This is a genomic window from Bradyrhizobium sp. USDA 4472 (assembly GCF_054058595.1).
In genome coordinates this window covers 4,613,305-4,630,725 of record NZ_JBSSAM010000001.1, presented here as the reverse complement: position 1 = coordinate 4,630,725, position 17,421 = coordinate 4,613,305, and the positions used below count along the sequence as shown (strand labels likewise).

13 protein-coding genes and 1 pseudogene are annotated in these 17,421 nt (G+C 60.4%); 5 read left to right on the top strand and 9 right to left on the bottom strand.

Annotated features, from left to right (window positions below):
- Positions 1–94: 94 nt before the first annotated feature.
- Positions 95–1,657, bottom strand: a complete 1,563-nt coding sequence (locus ACVWZ4_RS21495) for a 2-isopropylmalate synthase (RefSeq protein ID WP_456698911.1) — start codon at positions 1,655–1,657, stop codon at positions 95–97.
- Positions 1,658–2,646: 989 nt separating this feature from the next.
- Between ACVWZ4_RS21495 and ACVWZ4_RS21490 the strand changes: the two genes are divergently transcribed.
- Entirely contained in the window at positions 2,647–4,050 is a 1,404-nt protein-coding gene (locus tag ACVWZ4_RS21490) for a tyrosine-type recombinase/integrase (RefSeq protein WP_456736442.1), read from the top strand.
- 1,825 nt (positions 4,051–5,875) lie between these two features.
- On the opposite strand, the pseudogene ACVWZ4_RS21485 reads toward ACVWZ4_RS21490, so the two are convergent.
- From ACVWZ4_RS21485 to ACVWZ4_RS21475, 3 genes and pseudogenes are all read right to left on the bottom strand, one after another.
- Positions 5,876–6,163: pseudogene (locus tag ACVWZ4_RS21485) on the bottom strand (Ku protein); the annotation flags it as partial.
- 59 nt (positions 6,164–6,222) lie between these two features.
- Positions 6,223–7,200, bottom strand: a complete 978-nt coding sequence (locus ACVWZ4_RS21480; protein ID WP_456736443.1) for a DUF2336 domain-containing protein — start codon at positions 7,198–7,200, stop codon at positions 6,223–6,225.
- A 193-nt stretch (positions 7,201–7,393) separates the two neighbouring features.
- Positions 7,394–8,431, bottom strand: a complete 1,038-nt coding sequence (locus ACVWZ4_RS21475; RefSeq protein ID WP_456790326.1) for an HD-GYP domain-containing protein — start codon at positions 8,429–8,431, stop codon at positions 7,394–7,396.
- A gap of 533 nt (positions 8,432–8,964) precedes the next feature.
- Between ACVWZ4_RS21475 and tnpA (ACVWZ4_RS21470) the strand changes: the two genes are divergently transcribed.
- The 4 genes from tnpA (ACVWZ4_RS21470) to ACVWZ4_RS21455 all read left to right on the top strand — a co-directional run bounded on the left by tnpA (ACVWZ4_RS21470) (position 8,965) and on the right by ACVWZ4_RS21455 (position 11,748).
- Complete coding sequence (gene tnpA / locus ACVWZ4_RS21470) at positions 8,965–9,384, top strand: IS66-like element accessory protein TnpA (RefSeq protein ID WP_310880253.1); 420 nt, start codon at positions 8,965–8,967, stop codon at positions 9,382–9,384.
- Positions 9,384–9,731, top strand: coding sequence for an IS66 family insertion sequence element accessory protein TnpB (gene tnpB / locus ACVWZ4_RS21465; RefSeq protein WP_141340086.1), 348 nt, complete (start codon positions 9,384–9,386; stop codon positions 9,729–9,731). Before tnpA (ACVWZ4_RS21470) ends, tnpB (ACVWZ4_RS21465) begins: the two co-directional genes overlap by 1 nt.
- Before the next feature lie 71 nt (positions 9,732–9,802).
- Positions 9,803–11,458 (top strand): IS66 family transposase, encoded by a 1,656-nt coding sequence (tnpC, locus tag ACVWZ4_RS21460; protein WP_456700491.1) that lies wholly within the window; start codon positions 9,803–9,805, stop codon positions 11,456–11,458.
- Positions 11,458–11,748, top strand: a complete 291-nt coding sequence (locus tag ACVWZ4_RS21455) for a hypothetical protein (RefSeq protein ID WP_456700490.1) — start codon at positions 11,458–11,460, stop codon at positions 11,746–11,748. Before tnpC (ACVWZ4_RS21460) ends, ACVWZ4_RS21455 begins: the two co-directional genes overlap by 1 nt.
- Positions 11,749–13,700: 1,952 nt before the next feature.
- Here the strand turns inward: ACVWZ4_RS21455 and tnpC (ACVWZ4_RS21450) are convergent.
- From tnpC (ACVWZ4_RS21450) to ACVWZ4_RS21430, 5 genes are all read right to left on the bottom strand, one after another.
- On the bottom strand, positions 13,701–15,353 hold the full coding sequence (tnpC, locus tag ACVWZ4_RS21450) for an IS66 family transposase (protein ID WP_456790325.1): 1,653 nt from the start codon (positions 15,351–15,353) through the stop codon (positions 13,701–13,703).
- A gap of 47 nt (positions 15,354–15,400) precedes the next feature.
- Entirely contained in the window at positions 15,401–15,721 is a 321-nt protein-coding gene (gene tnpB, locus ACVWZ4_RS21445) for an IS66 family insertion sequence element accessory protein TnpB (protein ID WP_430642467.1), read from the bottom strand.
- A gap of 23 nt (positions 15,722–15,744) precedes the next feature.
- The gene (gene tnpA, locus ACVWZ4_RS21440) at positions 15,745–16,146 is read right to left on the bottom strand and encodes an IS66-like element accessory protein TnpA (RefSeq protein ID WP_253624599.1); all 402 of its coding nucleotides are present in this window, start codon (positions 16,144–16,146) and stop codon (positions 15,745–15,747) included.
- Between the two features lie 94 nt (positions 16,147–16,240).
- Complete coding sequence (locus ACVWZ4_RS21435) at positions 16,241–16,633, bottom strand: hypothetical protein (RefSeq protein WP_456741115.1); 393 nt, start codon at positions 16,631–16,633, stop codon at positions 16,241–16,243.
- A 279-nt stretch (positions 16,634–16,912) separates the two neighbouring features.
- The gene (locus ACVWZ4_RS21430) at positions 16,913–17,095 is read right to left on the bottom strand and encodes a hypothetical protein (RefSeq protein ID WP_456790324.1); all 183 of its coding nucleotides are present in this window, start codon (positions 17,093–17,095) and stop codon (positions 16,913–16,915) included.
- Positions 17,096–17,421: the final 326 nt, after the last annotated feature.

The window sequence follows — 17,421 nt, the reverse complement described above, 5'->3', positions numbered from 1 at the left end:
GCATTGAGCCGCTATCGGTCGTTCGCAGGGCTGCCATTCATGATGAACGACAAAGCCGCCTCTCCCCCAAACGGGAGAGGCGAAGCAAGCCGCGTCAGCTCGCCGCAGCCGTCGTCACGGTGTCGCGCTGGCGCTTCATGACGATCTTGTTGAGCGCGCCGAGATAGGCTTTCGCCGAGGCCACCAGCGTATCCGGATCCGCGGCGCGCGCCGTCATCGAACGTCCGTCGTGCGACAGCCGCACCGAGACTTCCGCCTGCGCGTCGGTGCCTTCGGTGACCGCGTGGACCTGATACAGCTCGAGCTTGGCCTCGTGCGGAACGAGACGCTTGATGCAGTTGAACACCGCGTCGACAGGACCGTTGCCTTCGGCCTCCTCGATCTTGATCTGGCCCTCGACGTCGAGCTTCATGGTCGCACGCTGCGGGCCATGGGTCCCGGCGATCACGGTCAGCGAGGTCAGCTTGATGCGGTCGTGCGAGGCCGCCATCTCCTCGTCGACCAGCGCCTCGATGTCCTCGTCATAGATGTCCTTCTTGCGGTCGGCGAGCGCCTTCATCCGCGTGAACGCATCTTCCAGCTGGTTGGGGCCGAGCTTGTAGCCCATCTCTTCCAGCTTGTGCACGAAGGCATGGCGGCCGGAGTGCTTGCCGAGCACCAGCGAGGACTGCTTCAGGCCGACCATCTCGGGCCGCATGATCTCGTAGGTGGAGGCATCCTTCAGCACGCCGTCCTGGTGAATGCCGCTCTCGTGCGCGAACGCGTTCCGGCCGACGATCGCCTTGTTGTACTGGACGGGAAACGAGGTCGCCGCCGACACCAGCTTCGAGGCGCGGGTGAGCTGCGTGGTGTCGATCTTGTTCCAGTACGGGAATTTGTCGTTGCGCACGTTGATCGCCATCACGATCTCTTCGAGCGCGGCGTTGCCGGCGCGCTCGCCGATCCCGTTGACGGTGCACTCGACCTGACGCGCGCCGCCGACGACGCCGGCCAGCGAGTTCGCAACCGCCATGCCGAGATCGTTATGGCAGTGCACGGAGAACACGGCCTTGTCGGAGTTCGGCACGCGCTCGATCAGCGTCTTCATGAAGTGGGTGTATTCCTCCGGCACCGTGTAACCGACGGTATCGGGGATGTTCACCGTGGTCGCACCGGCCTTGATGACGGCCTCGACGATGCGGCACAGATAGTCCATTTCGCTGCGGGTGCCGTCCTCGGCCGACCATTCGACGTCGTCGATCTGGTTGCGGGCGCGCGCGACCATCGCAACCGAGGTCTCGATCACCTCCTCCGGGGTCTTGTTCAGCTTCACCCGCATGTGCAGCGGCGAGGTCGCGATCACGGTGTGGACGCGGCCGCGCTTGGCGAATTTCACCGCCTCGGCGCAGCGGTCGATGTCGGCCGGATGGGCGCGCGACAGTCCGGCGATGATCGAATTCTTGGAGCGGCGGGCGATCTCGCTGACCGCCTGGAAGTCGCCTTCGGAGGTGATGGGGAAGCCGGCTTCGATGACATCGACGCCCATATCATCCAGCAGCTCGGCGACCTCGAGCTTCTCCTCGAAGGTCATGGTAGCGCCGGGGCACTGCTCGCCGTCGCGCAACGTGGTGTCGAAAATGATGACGCGGTCCTTATCGGACTTGTTCGCGGGGGCCATTGCAAAATTCCTTTTGAGCTTTCGCGCCAGTCTGCCGGGCGCCTGAGGTATCCGGTGATCTCGACCAACCCCTGAGCGCCCAGGCGCGTTGCGCCCAGCCGGCCCTCAGGGGCAAGTAAGAAGAAGCCCGCCAAGAAGGAGGGTGGGCAGCAGCACGGCCGGGATCGTGGCGGCGGCCAGTGCCGCCTCCCCCGAAATCCCATCAATTTGGCCGCGAATCAGCATTGCCAGACCCTTTGAGCCCCGAATCCTCGATCAAAACCGTTGACGGCTGGTTGCCGGGAGGCCCAGTGAAGTCGTTCTAGACGAGAAATGGCAGCAACTGCAACGCCAAAAGATGGTCAGGGGAACTGACCTGGTTGCCTCGGTGTCCAGGACGCAGTGCAACGCGGAAGCGCTGCGTTGCGACCCCGGGGCACGAGAATGCTCCCCTGCGATGAACTCTGAAACATCAGACACACCTACGCCTTCCCGCGGCGCGTTGCGCCCGAGTTTTGCTCGTCTCGTCACGCCCTCGACAGAAGGGCGCAGGGAAGGCCGGGTGCCGACCTCGCACCCACGGTCTGCTGCGCGAAAGCGTAGCGCAAGGAGACCGCACAGCAGCATACAGGTGTGGCCGAACACACGGCCTTCCCTGCGCAGTGGTCGGACGGCTTATGCCGTGCTCTCCCGGGAGCCGAATTCCTTCTGGCCTCCCTCGCCTTACGGAAGTTACCGGCAGCGCGCCGGTTGGCGCCGATGCCGCATCCGCAAGACTTGACCGTAGCGACGACGGCCAGGACCACACGTCTATATTTTGGCATTCGGTGAAACACGCCGAAACTAAGAAAAGTCTTTAAAACAAGCTCTTTTTGACTACCCTGATGCGGGCTGTTTCAGCGGGCTTCACCAAAACAAGGGCCCGGCCCTAAGCCTTTCAGCGTCCGCACGACAAACTGAAAGACTCACGGCCGAGCCCTTTGGTCCCAAGCCTTAGGAGCCGAAACCAGATGAATACTATCACCGTCCCCACCCCCGCCGGCAAGCGAGGCCGCAACAGCAGCGTCATTCTGACCGACCGCCTGTGCGAGAAGCGGGTCGCCAAGCGCACCAAGTTCTACGACCGCAAGTGCCCTGGCCTCTATGTCAGCATTACCACGGCGGGGGTCGCCACTTTCTCCTTCAAGTTCACCGACAGGCAGACCGGCAAGCAGCGCACCGGCTGGTTGGGCGTCTACAATCCCGAGACCTTCACGGTCGAGGACGCCCGCAGCAAGGTCTACGGCCTCAAGGCCATGGGCGGCGATGCGCTTACCGAGACCTTCCGCGACCAGAAGACCGCGAAGGTGAAATGCGGCAAGACGGTCGCCGAGATCATCGACGAGCGCATCAAGTGGATGAAGACCCTGGTCAAGAAGCCGGACGGCGAGATGCGGCCCCGGCTTGAGAGCTGGGAGAGCACCGCGAGCCATCTCGACCGCTTCCTCCGACCCCGCCTCGGCAAGAAGCTGGCCATGGAGGTTACGAAGCACGACATCGCCACGCTCTCGAATGACATCGTCGCCGGCAAGTTCGGCAAGCCCTCCGTCAGCAACGCGCGACATATGCGCAAGGCAGCCTCCGGCCTGTTCAACTGGGCGGCCGAGGCAGGCCGCGACTACGTGACGGCCAGCCCCTGCGTGAACCTGCCGAATCTCGATCCCGAGCATCCCCGCACACGGGTCCTGTCCGAGGACGAGATCAGGATCTTCTGGCATGGCCTCGACCGCGACGACCTCCCCTATGACCGCAGAACCCGGCTCGCACTCAAGTTCGAGCTTGTCACGATGCTGCGCTCACGCGAATTGCTCGGTGCGCGCCGAGACGAGCTGTTCGACCTCGATGGCGACTACCCCCGCTTTGACGTGCCCCTCAAGCGGGTGAAGAAGCGGCGGGTGATCCAGCAGCCGTTGTCTGATCTGGCGGTCGAGATCATCAAGGAGGCGCTGGCCTCGGATGATCAGCAGTTCGTGTTCGAGAGCCCGATGTACAAGGGCCAGCCGATCCACCGGAAGGCGATGGCCGACGCCCTACGCGGCACCATGAACGAGAAGAACAAGGATAAGACCAAAACTGCCGGCCTGTGCGAGCTGCTGGGCTTGAAGCGGTTCACGCCACACGACCTGCGCCGGACGGCGGCGACTCTGGCTGGAGACCTCGGCTTCGATGACGCATGGATCGCGAAGTGCCTCGATCATGCCGCGAGCAGGAAAGCTGAGCAGATCGTGCCCACCGTTACCGGCAGGGTTTACAATCACAGCAAGCGGATGAAGGAGAAGCGCGCGGTGATGAATGGCGTCGCGGCCGAGCTGCGGCGGATCATCGGTCCGGCAGTGCCAAAGGCCTCGGAGAACAGGCTGCAGCCCGCAGCCTGATGAGCTGCGGTAGCCGATGAAGGCTTACTGCTGCTTGCTCGCGCGGGCCTCGCTGCCATTAATGGAACCTTCTTCACATTATGAAACGCGGGCGTCATGCAAGCGACGTATAGTTACTATAGTACAACTCGCGGGGTGAGGCGTGCGCGACCGCTTATTTACAGCTTTGGTGGTGCTCTCGGGCATCGGCTCGGCAGTGCTGATTGCGCTCGTCGTGTTTTCTTTCTGAGCACATCATGTCAGCGTCAGCGGTTTCATACAGAGCCGCTGCCGCGAATGTGCGCAGCGATTCCATTCCTCCCGTCACGCCGCGGCTATCGGCAGGGACGCTGAACAACAGCGGCGTTCCGTTTGCGGATACACCTTATGGTAGCACTAAGAACAAAAGAGGCCAGTGCGGTCAGAAGCTGGCGAACATACGGTCGCGCCTGAGAACAGACCAGAAACTGTCGCGCTACACCTTGGCGCAGGCGCTCTGTTTGATCTGTTGCAGCGTCTGCGCTCAAGCGGTCATCAATGGACGCTCGGCTCTTGCTCCTCGTCTGCGATGGCGGACAGCATCTCTTACTCCTCGGCGAGCGCCGTGAGGTTGTTGGCGATATTCTTGAGCACGCTAGCGGTCCTCGGAGTGATCCCGACGATATCGGCCAGGCTCCGGTAGCCCATCGCCAGCTTCCGGCATTCCTCCGCAGTTCGCGCTCTAAACTTCATCCGAGATCGTCCGACTTCGTTGTCATTCACCAATGAGAAACCAGCGTGGAGCTAGCGACAGCGCTGATGGCAGCCGTGGTGTTTACTCTGAGCCCTTCGGGTAATCGTCAGCGGTTTGGACGCGCGCTGCCGCCCGCACGGCGCGCTCTTAGTTCATCTTGCGCCGGAGACTAGCCCGTAGCTTCCGCCGCTCGTCGGAATGCTCTTTGGCCGCCTTCCCTCGTTGGTGCGGGCTTCGTCTTCCGCGTTGCGTTCTTTATCGGTCCTGCTCGCCATAATGGCTAAATGCTCAAGCGCACCTTTTGGGACCACTTTTAAGATCATCAACCGAGGCCATTGCGTGAACACCGTGGGCCTACTTTCGGCGCTGCTCTATCGTCTTAAGGGCTTGGGCGGATCGGTTCAAGACAGCCGTACTTTGGGCGAGGACCGAGTAGCTGGTTGCCAGCGCTTCGAGCTGCGACCGAGTGACTTTGTCGGAAGCCTCGTCCGCTGCCTTCGCGTAGTGGTCGGCCAGGTTCCTGTATTCTGCTGGCGTCAACATGCCGGGCAACGATGTGCCCGACGGCCCGTTCCAAAAAATAGGACAATTGAAGATGGCCTTAGCGTTCCTCGAGCGCTCGGATTTGTTCCCTTGCGTCATCCAGCAAATCGAGAAGCGTTTGATTTGTCGCCCCACTGGGAAAGTACCGAGCCAAATACTCGAACTTTTGTAGCTGCTCCTGGAGCTGGCGCCTTTTTTCTTCTCGGTCCATGGCACTCAATAGAAGTTAAAGCGGACCGTTCCACCACAGAACGTGTGTTCGACCACGCTACTTACCTCGCTTCTGAGTGATAAGGCGCAGCGCGATACCATGCTGCCAAGCTCGCGCCCGTACGGCTGCCTGGCTACGCCCGAGAGCGTTCGCAATCTCGTCAGGTCGATGACCGGCCTCCGCCATGGCCTTGAGCCTTTCGTGCTCCTCTTGGTTCCATTTTTTCAGCAAAGGATAGCGAGGCTGCAAAGGTCATTCCGCGCGGAAATTGAAAAGCGTGGAATATGGGGATTCGAGCGGGCTCTACCTTCACATTTGTTAACTGGGGTCGAGTGAAAGCCCGCAACAAGATGCCCGAGCTAAGCAGACCGACGCTGCGACTTCGCCGCCACCGGCTTTTTCGCCTTTACTTCTTTGGCCTGCTTCTTTCCTGCGATTGGCATCAGCATTTCTTTCTGACCGGATGCAGCCTTGCGCAGCTTCTTGGCCGACGTCTTCGGTGCGCTCTGGGGTTCGGCCGATGCTTCCCTTCCGACGCTGCGACGCAGCGCCTCCATCAGATCGACAACGTTCTCACCCTTCGGCCGCCCTTTCCGTCGGATCACCTTGCCTGCCCGCTTTTCGTTGATCAGTTCGACCATGCCAGAGGCTGAAACAGGCCGCATGACGCGACGGTGAGAACAAACGATCAAGAACTTGGATGCAGTCATTTTGCGGGCGTCGACCGATTGGTGTCGATACCATCCGCCGCGAACCGAACGGTCCACTGCGCTATCGATAGCAATAACGCATCAAATATTTCTCGCGCTTGTTCAATCTCTTGGGAACTGAGCGGTGGACAACCGGGCCGATTGCGAACGATCATGGTCGTGGTTGCCCAATCCAATCTGGCTGCCTTGCAGGTCACGATGAGTGCATAGAGCCGATCGCTCTCGAAAAATGGCTCGATGACGTCGATCGCCACGTCTGCCATGAATGAGAGCGAAGCCAGCACCTTGGTATAGTCTCCACTGATCGCAAACCGATTCACTGCCGACTTGTTCAGTTTTGCGGCGCGGTTGAGTGCAAGCACCTCATTCTGAGCCTTCGTGTAGTCGGTCTTCGGCCGAGATCTTACCGTCTCGACGGCCCCCTTTTTTCTGGCGATGGGCCGGCGCGCAGTCAGGAATCGCGCACGCACTACATCGGTCGCCATCGCCAAGAGTTCCCGCAGTAGAACCGCGGGAACGTCCAACCGAAGCCCAAGTTTCTCGACGAGGCTTTCGTCTCGCTCGGCTCGCCCGACCAGCGTTGCATAGCCACATTCAGAGAATGTCGCTCCCGGATTAAGGGCGAGCGCCCTGGAGACGCTTGCATCGCCACGTCTGATTATCACGTCAGTCAGCGCTTCGTGGAGCTTACTTCTCTGCGAGATTGCCAACAGATGCTGTTGGCTCTGCGTCATGGCGACTTCGATCAGATCTTTCTCAGACAGACGGCTCGAGTTTCTAAGAACCGGAGTTGCGACCAACGGATCGCTGTGAAACGCAAGCTTGCGAACCGTCTGTGGTGGCGCGCCCTCTATTTTGGATAAGACTTCGCTGAGTTGCGCTAACGACCTTGCCCCCGTCGATTCAGCCAGACGGATAAAAACATCATCCAACACGCCTAACTGTGCTTCTCCAAGACAATCGACGTTGGACAAGAATAGGTTCGTCAACTGGCTCAGGATCCTATCGCCACGCTCGGGCGGTGCAGTCCTCACAGCTGCGTCCAGTTCCGTGATCAATTTGGGTAGGGCGGCCGCCACCATAGCGCTAGCTCCAAAATGCATCTTGGCTGCGTTACCCGACCGCACGCCCCAAAAGGTCTCGTCAGCTCATTGTTCGTCGTGCTCGTCATCCCAGAGCCACGTCACGGAACGCCCTCACCAATGCCATCTCAAGCTTCCCATCCATGTCGCATAGGATCCTGTAGGCTTCTTGGTTGGAAATCGGCGCCCTGTAAGGCCGGCGCTCGACGAGTGCGGCAAAGATGTCGGAAATTGTCAGCAGCCTTACCAGGTCAGAGATCTGCGCTCCGGCCAGTCTGTCCGGATAGCCGGAGCCATCCAGATATTCATGGTGGTGTCTTACGCCATCGAGAACCTCGGGGCCGATCTCAGGGAGGGCTTTCAATAGCTCGTATCCGATGACCGGATGACGCTCCATGATGTCCTGTTCGCAGGGGTCGAGGCGTCCAGGCTTGTCAAGGATGGCGAGCGGTATTTTCGCTTTACCAATGTCGTGAAGCGTGGCGGCCAGTCCAAGCCGCTCTACGTCGGGATCAGGAAATTTAATTTTCAATGCGAACGCGACGGCTACTCCGGTTACAAGGAGGCAGTGCTGGAATGTTCCTTCGTGATAGCGACGTACGTCGTCAAGCCATGCATGAAGTCCTCTTCGCCTGATGCCGCTGATAACTTCCGATGTGGCCCTCTCGGCATCTGATAATGATATTTTCTTGCCTGCCCTGATTGCCGAGAGCAGCGACGGAAAGGATGTGATGCCGTTCACAACATTGGTTGGCTTGTCGCATGAGCGGGATTCCCGCGCTTTCTCTTCAAGCTCGACCTGGGCCAGCTTCGGTAGGATCTCCGACGTCTGGGATAACACTGCGGTCGCACCAAGCGCGAACGCCTGAGCGGCAGCGTGATGCAGGTGGTTCTGGATGACAAACAGCTTTTCGGAAATCCGTTGCAGGTTCCGGAAGATCGCCTTCAACTGTTCGACGGAAGCCCTTTTGCGCAAGTCCGCTTCGACTACCAAGACGCCGTCGGAAAGCGCCTGTACGTCGGCGCAACCCAACAGATAGCACTCAACGGCGTGTCGCTGCTCCAGCATCGCGCGGATGACTGGTATCTTGTTTGTGGTGTCGGTGACGAAATGGACCAACATCTGTGCTGACCAAAGAAATCACCAGAATTAATTTTGCAACTCAATCCGAATGCATTGCCGTCGAAATCCCAAGCGACGGACCCTACAATAGTTTTCCTAACAAGCAGTTGCTGTGCGCTGCGGGAGCGGGCGAGTGACGGACGGTCTGGGCAGTATCGCGAATGGAAGTGTACTAAGCTAAAAAAAGGAGGACGGGTCCGGCCACGGCAATTAGCCCAAGATATTGATCCGGGAGGCACGGTCTGCTCCCATCGCAAGGGGGGCAATCACATGCGCGGACAGATCGTGGTGAACGGGACCGCATCCATCAACGTTCGGCCCCGATGCGAGGACTGCCATGTAGCCACAGCCTTGCAATCGACCATTCTCGATCCCCGCGACGGACGCGAGATATGCGTCTGCAACTGCTCGAATTTGCAGCCGACTTGTCTGGAGGGATTAGACCGGTTGCTTTGGAGAAGGCGTAAATAGAGGGTATCGCTCCGGCGAGGGCCGCCTTGCGCGCTGAGGACGGAGGATGAAGACATAGGCGTATGACTGACCATACGCCTATTTCGAAGGTCTCCCGATTGGAAGTAGTTTCGACTGGCGCCCGCCGTCGTTGGACAGTGGACGAGAAGCAGCGGATCGTTGCTGAGAGTTATGATGGTTCCCGGTTGGTGTCGGCGACGGCGCGGCGCAACGGGTTGTCCACGAGCCAGTTGTTCACGTGGCGACGGTTGGCGCGCGAGGGTCGGCTGGGCGGGGATGCAGCGCCATTGCTTGTTCCTGTGGAGATCACTTCGACACCAACTCCGGCATCGGCCGTGGTCGCGCAGACAAGGCCATCGCCGGCTAAAGAGCGCGCGAAGGTAGGCATAATCGAGATCGAGCTTAGCGGCTGTCGGGTCCGCGTTGACCGTGACGTGGACACTGAAGCACTGCAGCGGGTCCTCGAGCTTCTGAGGCGGTGATGATTCCGATCCCAAGCAACGTCAGGGTCTGGATTGCCACCGGTCACACAGACATGCGCCGCGGCATGCAAAGCCTGGCGCTCGCGGTCCAGGAGAGTTTGAAGCGTGACCCGCATGCGGGGGATCTCTACATCTTCCGCGGCCGCCGCGGTGATCTGCTCAAGATTCTTTGGCACGACGGGTTAGGCATGTCGCTGTATGCCAAGCGCTTGGACCGCGGCAAGTTTATCTGGCCTGCGACGTCGGGAGATGCGGTATCGATCTCAGCGGCTCAGATGGCTTATATGCTGGAAGGGATCGACTGGAGGAATCCGCAACTAACATGGCGACCGCAGAGCGCCGGCTGAGCGAAATAAAATATGAGATCATGCGCATTTTGGGGCACCACAAAGCACTGAATTTGTGATTCTCTGGTTGCATGGACACGCCTCGCGACGCTCTTCCCGAAGACATAGCCGCTCTGAAAGAGGCGTTGGCGAGCGAACGCGCGAAGGCTCTGGATATTGCAGCGGAGCTTGCGGTCGCCCGTGCCAAGGCGTCGGAAGACAGTGCGCTGATTGCCCGCCAGAAGCTGCGGATCGCCAAGCTTGAGCGCCAGGTCCACGGGCAAAGATCAGAACGCTCGTCTCGTCTGATCGACCAGTTAGCGCTTACGTTTGAAGAGCTGGAATCCAGCGCCACCGAAGACGAGCTTGCGGCCGAGAGAGCTGTCGCCAGGACAACGACCGTGCGCGGATTTACGCGCACGCGTCCCGAACGCAATACCTTCCCTGATCATCTTCCCCGCGAGCGCGTGGTGATCGATTCGCCAACGACGTGTGAATGCTGCGGCGGCAATCGCCTGCGCAAGCTTGGTGAGGATGTGACCCGGACCCTGGAATCAATACCGCGCCAGTGGAAAGTGGTCGAGACGGTGCGGGAAAAGTTCACCTGCCGGGACTGCGAGAAAATCAGTCAGGCACCGGCGCCATTCCATGTGATTCCGCGAGGATGGGCGGGGCCGAGCCTGCTGGCCATGCTCCTCTATGAGAAGTTCGGCCAGCATCAGCCTCTGAACCGGCAGACTGAGCGTTACGCGCTGGAGGGCGTGCCCGTCAGTCTGTCGACCGCAGCCGACGCTGTTGGGGCTTGCTGCACGGTATTGGAGCCGCTATCGCGCCTGTTGGAAGCCCACGTCATGGCAGCTGAACGCCTCCACGGCGACGACACCACCGTGCCCGTGTTGGCCTTGGGCAAGTGCGATGTCGCTCGATGCTGGGTCTATGTGAAGGACGACCGCCCCTTCGGCGGCTCAGATCCGCCGGCAGCAATGTTTTATTACTCGCGCGATCGAAGGGGCGAGCATCCGCAGGCGCATCTGACCAACTATAGCGGCATCCTGCAGGCCGACGCCTTCGGTGGATACACCAAACTCTACGAGCCCCAGCGAAGTCCTGGGCCTATCAGGGAAGCGGCCTGTTGGGTCCATGCCCGGCGGCCGTTCTTCGCCATGGCGGATCTTGAGGAGAACGCGCGGCGCAAAGCGGCCGGAAAGCAGGAGATCGTCATCTCGCCCGTCGCCATGGAGATCGTGCGCCGCATCGACGCTCTGTTCGAGATAGAGCGCTCTATCAATGGCCAAAGCGCCGATCACCGAAGAGCTGTTCGCCAGGCGCAGAGCGCGCCGCTGGTCGCCGATCTGGAAGCCTATATGCGCGAGCAGTGCGCCAAGCTCACCCGCGGTCACGATCTGGCCAAGGCCATGAACTACATGTTCAAGCGCTGGACCTCCTTCACCCGCTTCCTCGACGATGGCCGCGTCTGCCTCTCGAACAATGCAGCCGAAAGAGCGCTGCGCGGCATCGCATTGGGCAGAAAGTCGTGGTTATTCTGTGGGTCCGACCGCGGAGGGCGCCGAGCCGCCGCCATGTATAGCCTCATCGTCTCTGCCAAGATGAACGACGTCGATCCTCAGGCCTGGCTCGCCGATGTACTCGCTCGCATCGCCACCCACTCCGCCCACAGGCTCGATGAGCTGCTGCCCTGGAACTGGAAGACAGCGCAACAGCAAGGCCTTGCGGCACAGGCGGCTTGATGGGACACGTCAACAAGGTTAGCCACGTGTTCACTCTCAGCCATGTTGCTGAGATGCTCGGCGAAGACGGGGAATGGCTGTTCGAGGTCGCCGAAGAAATGGACACCGAGGATGGCCAGCTATGGGTCGTCGGCGTCGGTGAAGACGGGGTGATGGCGTTCACCGATGACGGGATCGAGAACCTCAAAGAGCTGATCGCAATCCACAAGGACGCTCCTTGGATTATTGAAGAACGCCGCCAGGTACTCGCGGCGATCGTTAAGCCGAAGGCCGAAAAGCCCGAGGTTTAGCCGCTAACCGGACAAACCAGCCCGCCCGCGGCCTACGCCGCATGCTTACGGACAAGCAGTAGTTATGCCGCCGCCCGATCGTCCCGCCCGCGGCCTACGCCGCATGCTTACAATAGAGGAGACTTTACAGTCCGAACGAATGCCTCATTTGGCGTAGCATGTGCAGCGCTGCATCCGTGTAGATGCCGGACGTGTAATGCTGATCAGCGGAAATAATCCCGGCGAATACAAGGGCGATAGTCAAAAATACTTTGGGCATAATGCCAACAGCATCCGCCTTGAAGGTTGCTGAACGTTAAAAGGACACTCCGGAATTCTACTGGACTCGCGGATTGGCCCTGGTCAGGCGGCAAATTGAGATAGGACAGTGAAACCGACCTAATGACCGTCCGTAGCTGCTGGGACGGCTGCACCATGTCTCCACCCCGCCCCTCGCAGCTGTCCGGCCCCGCTGTGCTGCTCGCGCGCCGGGGCCGTTTTTTATGCAGGGCCCGAAGGGACCTTTGGGCCGCAAGAACACGCTGATGTCAGCTTTGAGTCCCGCCGGCCCGCCGCCGAGCTGGCGTAAGCGGCACCGGCCGATAATCCCGAAGCCTTCCCGCGAGCCGGGGCCGTCTCTCCGCCTCTACAAAAAGCGGCCCCGACGTACGCGAGTAAACGCCGGGGCCGGACGGCAGCTAGCGGGGTTTGCATCGGGTCGCGGCCGTCGGGATAAATACGATCCCCAATAGGAATAGTTTCACTGTCCTAATCTGTCCTACCGGCCAGTGCTGTGGCTTGGCCGGTTAACTTGCCTAAATGCCCGCCACCCAACATTTGTTGTATGCACCCCAATCCTGTCAGCGAGGACACCGGGATATGGCAGTGGCAGAGGACACGATGGTCGAGAATGCCCCTCGGTGCGAGGATTGCCGAACGCCGACAACCTTCCGAGCGCGCATCTTAGATGTACGCAAAGACCGCTACCTCAACGTCTACGACTGCCCGACCTGCAAACGTCTATACTGGAAGGAGTAAGGCCGCCTCAGTTCGGCTTCCACCCCTCCCTCGCGTAGCCGATGACCACACTGGGCGCTGAACCTTGGACAATGCTTTAGACAGGAACTACCCCGGCTACTGTTCGCTTCTCTTAATCCCATGCTGGCGACACCGATTTCTTCCCTGCCTCTAACGTTGGTTCTATTCGACGGGCGGGTTATCAGAACATTCGGCGAGGCGGTCGCGTTTATAGCTGAGCTTCCAGAGGACAAGCGACGCCAGCGGCATTGGGTTACGGCATCACAAATGCTTCACGAGTGCCTGGACAACCCTGACTTCCTCCACGCCGCGGCGATGTCTCTTCGTACGGCTCTCGAGTTGGACTTTCTAGCTTAGGTCCCGAGGAAGGTGAGGCTACAGCGAAGCGTGCGGTGAGGCGTGCTGGGAGCTATCCGCGTGGCAACGGCGACGGACTTCAACAAGACGCCTGCATCCTTGCCGAGCTGCGGGCGGTGCGACGGCAACAGCGATGTAACCGTGAGCGAATTGGTGAACGCTCGCATCGACGGAACGGTGACGATGTATCGGTGCCGATGGTGTGGGTATGTGACATGGGACGATCGCCCCGGCCCGCGCAATCGCCAGAGGCGCGAGAACGCTCCTTCCTTTTGAAGCCTGACCGTGACGTGCAGGACGTCATCGAGCGCGCAGATCAGGGTCTTTATGTAGCAAAGAAGACGGGACGCAACCGCGCCTTCCTTATGCAGGTCAAAGACCGGCGCGCCGTCCGCGCGGCCTGACAGACTGATTTGAAATGACGCCGCAATCAGGACATTCGGTCTAGAGTGATTAAGCATCCCTTTTTGGTGGTCGCATCAACCGGTAGCTCAGCGCATCCGTACGCATACGACGAAGGCCGCCAGATTGGCACATGCGCGTGAGAGCGGCGAGCTCTATGATGGCTTGGCGTTGCGTCAGGCGGCCTGCTGATCGGCGGGTTTGTCGGCTTTGCGCAGGAGCTTCCATTCCCAGGGCAGCAGTTCGTGCAGACGCGATGCGGGAAGATCGGCGATGCGGGCGAGGACGTCGGCGAGCCAGGCTTTCGGATCGACGTCGTTGAGACGACAGGTCGTGATCATCGTCAGCATGATGGCGGCACGGTCGGCACCACGCTGGCTGCCGGCGAAGGTCCAGTTGCGCCTTCCCAAGGCGATGCCTCTCAATGCGCGCTCAGCACAATTGTTGGTCAAGCAGATCCTGCCATCGTCGAGGAAGCGGCCGAAGTCGTCCCAGCGCCTGAGCATGTAATTCATAGGCTTCAGGACGTCGGAGGAGCGAGAGAGGGTTTCGCGCTCGCGCAACAACCAGGCGTGCATGTCGCCGAGGAGCGGCTTGCTCTTTTCCTGGCGCACGGCGCGCCGCTCGTCGGCGCCGCGGCCGTTGATGGCGCGCTCGATCTCGAACAACGCATCGAGGCGTCTGACCGCCTCCAGCGCGATCGGAGAGACCGGTTTGCCCTTCTTACCTTCCCGGGCATTTTTCTCGATGTCAGCCAGCTCGAAGAAGCCCCGCCGCGCATGGGCAAAGCAAAACGCCGGCGTGATCGGCAGCACCTTCTTCTGCGGGTCGAACAGCGGCTCGAAGCCGTTGTAGCAATCGGCTTGCAGGATACCGGCGAAGGCGGCCAGATGCTTCTGGGGATGCTCGCCTCGTCGGTCGCTCGAGGCGTAATAGACCGCCGCCGGCGGCGCAGGCCCGGCGAAGGGCCGGTCATCCCGCACATAAGTCCAGATCCGCCCGGTCGTGCACTTGCCCTTCGCCAGGATACGGATGGTGGTGTCATCGCCATGAAGGCGCTCGGCCGCGAGCACATGGCGTTCGATCAAGTGGAAGAGCGGCATGACGGCGAAGGTCCCGTGGCCGACCTGGTCGGCCAGCGTCGACAACGGCAGGTCGATCCCCTCGGCCTTGAAGCGCGCACTCTGGCGGTTGAGCGGGATATGCATGCCGAACTTGTCGAACAGGATCGTCGCCAGCAATTGTGGGCCGATGAAGCCGCGCGGCGTGGCGTGGAACGGCGCGGGCGGCTGGCTGATCTTCTCGCAATCGCGGCAGGTGAACTTCTCGCGTACCGTCTCGATCAGCTTGAAGCGGCGCGGGATCTCCTCCAGCGTCTTGGTCACATCCTCACCGATCTTCGCCAGCCGCGATCCACCGCAGCAGGCACAGGTCGTTGGAGCCTCAATGACGACGCGCTCGCGTTCGACGTCATCCGGCCATGGCTTGCGCACCGGCCGCTTGCGCATGAAGGGGCGGACGTTCTGCGTCTTCGCCGCTGCGGCCTGCGCGGCAAGCTCATCCTCGCTCGCCGTGGTGACGAGTTCTTCGAGCTCCAACTCCAGCTGCTCGAGCAGCCGTGCCGAGCGCTCGGAGCGCTGCCCGTACAGTTCGCGTTTGAGCATCTCGATCCGCAGCTCGAGATGCGCGATCAGCGCCTCGTTGTCCGACAGCTCCGCCTGCGCACTGGCAGCCACCGCCTCGGCTCGCAGCCGCGCCTCACGCTCGGCCTGCAGCGCCGCCAGGGCACTCGCAAGGTCCGATGGAAGATCGTCCGGCTTCGATATCATGAAGCCATTGAATCAGATCAAGCAGCAGATTCAAACCGTAAAAGCGGCTATCCGACCCGCGTCGGCCGATGGGTTTCTTGAGGGTTACGCCAATCGATCCCGGACAGCAGATAGCTCAACTGCGCCGGCGAGATCGTTACCGATTCACCGGCAACCGATGGCCAGATGAACTTTCCTCTCTCGAGTCTTTTTGTGAACAAGCAGGCTCCCTGGCCATCGTGCCAGATCGCCTTCACAAGATCGCTGCGGCGACCGCGGAAGACGAACAGATGACCGCTGAGCGGGTCTTTGTGCAGCACCTCCTGCACTTGGAGTGCCAGCGACGGAAAGCCTCTGCGCATATCCGTGTAGCCTGTCGCGAGCCACACTCGCACATTCCCCGGTATAGCAATCATCGGCGTCCAAGCACATCGAGGACCCGCGCCAGCGCCTCCGGATCGACGTGCGCATCCACCCGGATGCACCGTCGGTTGCCGAGATCAATCTCTATCAAACCAGTACGCGCGGCTGCCACGGAGCGAACTCGGCCATCAACCGTAGGCAAAAGCTTCGGAGTTTCCTCAGCCGATGCCGCTACGGCGGCGATCTGCACCGGCGTAAAAGATGGTACAATTTGTTCCGATGTCCGTGCTTGTCGACGCCAGGTAAACACCAGGCTGGCCGCTACTCCGTTGCGACGCGCAACCTCAGTCACCTTCGCGCCCGGCGCCAACGTCTCCTCGACAATCCGTGCCTTGTCGTCCTGCGACCAGCGCCGCCGCCGCTCCAGCCCGCCCAAAACCTCGACCCGCATCGCCTGATGACCTTAAAGCTAGACTTAAGGTCACACGCTTCGCCAATTACCATCCGTCACGCAAGACGGCCCCCGTCGGATGCGTACGCGCATCCTAATTACCGAACAGGCTGAAGTTTCCGCCTCCTGTACGCGGCTCGTCGCTACCGAATGCGAGAACCGGCGCTTGGTTCGTGGCCCCACCCTCAGGCCGGTGATTGCGCCGAGCGGCAAGCCGTTGGGCTTTGCGTTCTGCAGCTCGATGCCTTCGCTTATCGGCATCCGCCTTTTTATCTGTCTTTTCGGCCTTTTCAGGAGTCGCCTGAGCTTCCTTTACTGGTGTTTGTATTTGCGGAGTGGGTGTTACCGGGTGTTCAGTTTGCTGAACAACGGGTTTCACTTCCGCCGCTTGCGCAGAGGATGGTAGGACGACGCGAATAGGCGCGGGCATTTCTTCCTTGGCTTTGGCATGATAGCCAGCCGGCTCCTTCAAGGCCGAGTTGGCCATGAAGAGTCCACTCCCGAAGCCCGCGCCAAGGATTAGGAATGTGGTTCCGACTCCCGCAAAGAAGATGCTCGTGTTTGATGCCATGTCATTCGCTCCGATAACATCAAACGAACGCGCGACCAGAGTCCGCGTTCCGGCAAGGGAAAAAGAAGCAACGGCGATACCAGCTTAAATTTATCTAGCGGCGGCTTCGTGAACGTGCTCGGGCCAGGCTGCTAAACTAGGAGCTCCTCGGGACGGCACTGACGATCGATAGCGGAGAGCGCTTCGAACTCGCGATCACTCCTCACCGAGCATCACCAGAGCCCGCGGCACCTGCTCGCGATCGCTGATCAGCACATATTCCTGCCGCCTCAAAGTTGCCCCGCTCGCGACCACGATGGAAGTCTTCGGGCACAGGCCAAAGCAGCTTGTCATCACAAAGTTCGCGGTCTTAGTTCCCTCGCGCTTCGCGGCTTTCAACTCCGACTTCAGCGCCCGCCTCACCTTGCGCCCTTCGTCGCAGCGCTTGAGACATTTGCGACAGACGAGCACCGGCGCCGAACGACGAGCCTGAGCGATTTTGGGTACGACGAGTTTCGAAGGCTTTTCGGACATTCAGCACTTACAGGAAAGGATTTACGGTATGCCCACGAGACGGCCTGGGGGCTTTTTCCCAAGAATGAGTGGCGATGTTTTCGGAGGAGTAACGAGACATTCGGACGCGTGACACGCCTGAGAAAAGCGACCCGTAACAAGGATATGCCAAAAACAGTATCCCAGACCGTGTCGGCAGAAGCTATCCCCGG

Excerpts from the sequence above, each read along its gene's own strand:
- ACVWZ4_RS21435 (WP_456741115.1), bottom strand. The coding sequence starts at position 16,633 with ATGGCCAACTCGGCCTTGAAGGAGCCGGCTGGCTATCATGCCAAAGCC.
- tnpC (WP_456700491.1), top strand. The coding sequence starts at position 9,803 with ATGGACACGCCTCGCGACGCTCTTCCCGAAGACATAGCCGCTCTGAAA.
- tnpB (WP_141340086.1), top strand. The coding sequence starts at position 9,384 with ATGATTCCGATCCCAAGCAACGTCAGGGTCTGGATTGCCACCGGTCAC.
- tnpC (WP_456790325.1), bottom strand. The coding sequence starts at position 15,353 with ATGATATCGAAGCCGGACGATCTTCCATCGGACCTTGCGAGTGCCCTG.
- tnpA (WP_253624599.1), bottom strand. The coding sequence starts at position 16,146 with ATGCGGGTCGAGGTTTTGGGCGGGCTGGAGCGGCGGCGGCGCTGGTCG.
- tnpA (WP_310880253.1), top strand. The coding sequence starts at position 8,965 with ATGACTGACCATACGCCTATTTCGAAGGTCTCCCGATTGGAAGTAGTT.
- ACVWZ4_RS21475 (WP_456790326.1), bottom strand. The coding sequence starts at position 8,431 with ATGTTGGTCCATTTCGTCACCGACACCACAAACAAGATACCAGTCATC.
- ACVWZ4_RS21455 (WP_456700490.1), top strand. The coding sequence starts at position 11,458 with ATGGGACACGTCAACAAGGTTAGCCACGTGTTCACTCTCAGCCATGTT.
- ACVWZ4_RS21495 (WP_456698911.1), bottom strand. The coding sequence starts at position 1,657 with ATGGCCCCCGCGAACAAGTCCGATAAGGACCGCGTCATCATTTTCGAC.
- ACVWZ4_RS21490 (WP_456736442.1), top strand. The coding sequence starts at position 2,647 with ATGAATACTATCACCGTCCCCACCCCCGCCGGCAAGCGAGGCCGCAAC.